Origin of the sequence: Syntrophorhabdus sp. (genome assembly GCA_012719415.1) — a bacterium.
Lineage (GTDB): Bacteria > Desulfobacterota > Syntrophorhabdia > Syntrophorhabdales > Syntrophorhabdaceae > Delta-02.
This window is the reverse complement of the sequence record JAAYAK010000293.1, coordinates 1-3,282: the sequence shown is the minus strand read 5'-3', so window position 1 is coordinate 3,282 and position 3,282 is coordinate 1. Positions and strand designations below refer to the sequence as shown.

Below are 3,282 nucleotides of genomic sequence, written 5' to 3'. Positions count from 1 at the left end.
TCTTGAAAGATATGTCTCTTGCCATGTTGTTGACCTCCTCCTCCGTGCGATTGTGGATCCTACCCCGCCCCCGTCACACGTGGCAAGATTATACCAGTTTTGGCATTTGCATGAAAGAAGTTAAGCGTTTGGTGTGCTCTAAACGTAAATGTCGATATTGGATCCCACGAAGGGCGAGGCGGAGGACGAAGAGGCCTCGGTGATGCGCTCTATGTTCTTTGCAGCCTCCGCGATGACCTGTGCAACCGCCGCCTCGGCCTCGATCCGACTCTTTGCGAGGGACATTGCGGCCTCATTGCGGGTCATGACGTAGCTCATGAGGGAAGAAACAGGGTCGATCATATCATCCTCCTGAGACTTTATCGGTGGATGGGGGGGAAACTTAAGGGGATAATAAAAGAAGGTTCAAGGGTTCAAGAGTTCAAAGGTTCAAGAGTAAAAGAAAAAGGCACCGGATACCTTCGGCCGGTGGGCGAATTGCGTTGACAGCCGAACCCCCCTTCGCGATCTTTCCCTTGAACTCTTGAACCCTTGAAATCTTGAACTCTTGAACTCTTGTTGACCTTGACACCTTCCCGAAACCATAGTATACATTCATACAGTTCATATCTGAACAATAAGGAGGGTCCTCCATGGGACTTGCGGAGGAGTTGGGGCTCGGACGGCCTATCGAGACGGTTGAACATGAAAGCCTGTTGAATATCATCTATACCGGCACCATGATCGCCAGAGCCGCCTTCAGGTATTTCCAGGGACACAGGCTTACCGACGCTCAGTTCAATGTCCTTGTCCAGCTCAAGTACAGCGATGAGAAGGCCCTCTCCCAGGCAGAGCTTGGAAGGCGGCTTGTCGTCAACAAGGCCGACATGACGGGGATCGTCGACAGGCTGGAGAGAGCGGGTCTCGTGGAGCGCTCTGTCCACCCCAATGACCGTCGCGTGAACCTGGTGAGAATGACGGCGGAAGGCGAGAAGGTCGTCAATGGTCTGGAGCCGGGATACCTCAAGGGGGTGGGGCTCCTGATGTCCGGGATATCCCGGGCGGATCTGATGCGCCTCAACAGGACGTTGGAAAAGGTCCGCAGCAACGCGAAACAGAGACTGATACCGGACGGGGGGCGGGAGGGAGGATGAAAGGGAAACGCGGTCTCCTGAGGGCGCTCTTTGAAAAGAGTGCGAGGGCGATATTCAAGATCTATCTGAAGGTCGTCCACAGGATCAGGATAGAGGGAGTTGACAGGCTTCCCCGTGCTTTCGACAAACTCATGGTCGTATCGAACCATGCCAGCCTGCTCGACGGCATCATCCTGTGGACGTACATCGACGTGGACCTCCGGATACTTGTCAATCGGGGCAGGGCGCGGGAGCTGCTGCTCAGGCCCTTCATGCAGAACAGGTACACTGTGCAGATCGACACCATGAACCCTTATTCCCTGAAGGGTGTCATCGAGGAGGTGAACCGGGGCACGGCACTCCTTGTCTTTCCCGAAGGACGTATCACGAGGACGGGGAACCTGATGAAGATCTACGAGGGCGCCGGTTTCGTCGCGTACAAGACGGGCGCGAGGATCCTGCCCGTGCATCTCGGCGGTACCTACGATACCATCTTTGCGAAGAAGCACCCGGGAAGGAAGATATTCGCCCCGATAACACTGACCATAGGTGAGATACGTCCTCCCATCGACCTCGAGCGGTTTCAGCCCCACGACAGGAAACGTGAAGCGGCGCGGGCCATCTACGGGATGCTCTGCGAGATGTTCTACGAGGCCCGTTACAGGCCTTCGACGCTTGGCCGCGAGTTCATCCGCGCATGCAGGAAGAGAGGTTCGAAGCCGCTCTTCAAGGATGCGACGGGCGTCGACGTCAGCTGCCGCAAGGCTCTTATCGGGGGGCTTATCCTGGGGGAGAAGCTTTCCCGCCACGAAGGCGCCAACGTGGGAGTGCTCCTGCCGAACCTTGTCGCCACGGCGCTTGTCATCTACGGGCTCCTGGTGTTCCGGAAGGTACCCGTTCTCCTCAACTACTCCGGCGGCTCGCGGGCCTTGCGGCATGCCATGGAACTAGCCGGCCTTGGGGTCGTCGTCACGTCCCGGGCATTTCTCGACCGTGTGAAGATCGACCCCGGCATTTTCGAAGGCGTCCGCATCGTCTATCTCGAGGACGTGAAGGCTTCCATTGGCGCGGGCGACAAGCTCAGGGCAGTCTTAAGGGCGGTCTTCCCAGGCGGACTTGCCCGCGTGTCGGAGGGAGAGCACAGGGGGCCCGCCGCCATTCTCTTCACATCGGGTTCGGAAGGTTTACCGAAGGGGGTGCTCCTGTCTCATGAGAACATCATAGCCAACATATGGCAGGCACTCTCCCGCGTCGACGTGGGGGAAGGGGACTATTTCCTCAATGCCCTGCCCATATTCCACAGTTTCGGTCTCACGATCGGGGTCTTCCTGCCGCTGATTGCCGGTGCCCGCTCTTTCCTGTACGTGAGTCCGCTGCACTACAGGATCGTGCCCGAGATCGCCTATGAAGAGGGCTGTACCGTCATCATGGGGACGAACGTCTTTCTGAGCGGCTACGCCCGGAGGGCCCATCCCTACGATTTCCACACCATGCGCTACGTGTTCTGCGGAGCGGAGGCGTTGAGCGAGGCCGTTTTTGAACACTACGCGAAGGTCTTCGGCGTGCGGGTGATGTCCGGCTATGGTGCCACGGAGTGCGCCCCCATCATCTGCATGAACAGCTCCCTGGAGAACAAGCACGGCAGCGTGGGCAGGGTGCTCCCCGGTATCGAGTACAAGGTGATGCCTGTGGGCGGCATAGACCCGAAAGGGGGACACGTGGGCCGTCTCTTCGTGAAGGGCCGGAATGTCATGATGGGGTATCTTGACAATGAGGCCGCGAACCACAAGTATCTCGTGGAGGACGGGGGCTGGTACGACACAGGCGACATAGTGGAGGTCGACGACAGCGGTTTCGTGACCATAGTGGGGCGATTGAAGCGTTTTTCCAAGATCAGCGGCGAGATGATATCCCTTTCCGCCATCGAAGAGGCCCTTGCCGGCATATTCGGCGAGCGAAGGGAACTTGCCGTCATGGCCGTTGCCGATGAGCGCAAGGGAGAGAAGCTTGTCCTCGTGACGAATGCCAGGGACGCGGACCTGAAGAAGGTCCGTGATGTCCTGCGTGAAAAAGGTCATTCCGACCTGACCTTCCCCCGCGAGATCATCTACGTGAAGGAACTGCCGAAACTGGGCACGGGCAAGCCGGATTATGTGAAACTGAAGGAAAT

The 3,282-nt window shown here is 57.7% G+C and carries 3 protein-coding genes; 2 read left to right on the top strand and 1 reads right to left on the bottom strand.

Going from position 1 to position 3,282, the window contains the following annotated elements; all coding sequences use genetic code 11:
- Positions 1-138: 138 nt before the first annotated feature.
- Entirely contained in the window at positions 139-342 is a 204-nt protein-coding gene (locus GXX82_16810) for a putative motility protein (protein NLT24706.1), read from the bottom strand.
- 290 nt (positions 343-632) lie between these two features.
- Here GXX82_16810 and GXX82_16805 point away from each other — a divergent pair, with 290 nt between their 5' ends.
- A complete protein-coding gene (locus GXX82_16805) occupies positions 633-1,133 on the top strand; it encodes a MarR family transcriptional regulator (protein ID NLT24705.1) in 501 nt (166 codons plus the stop codon).
- Positions 1,130-3,282: AMP-binding protein (locus tag GXX82_16800; GenBank protein NLT24704.1), on the top strand; the 2,153-nt coding region annotated here is incomplete at its 3' end. The genes GXX82_16805 and GXX82_16800, both read left to right, overlap by 4 nt.

Coding starts and splice junctions, on each gene's coding strand:
- GXX82_16810 (NLT24706.1), bottom strand. CDS start 342: ATGATCGACCCTGTTTCTTCCCTCATGAGCTACGTCATGACCCGCAAT.
- GXX82_16805 (NLT24705.1), top strand. CDS start 633: ATGGGACTTGCGGAGGAGTTGGGGCTCGGACGGCCTATCGAGACGGTT.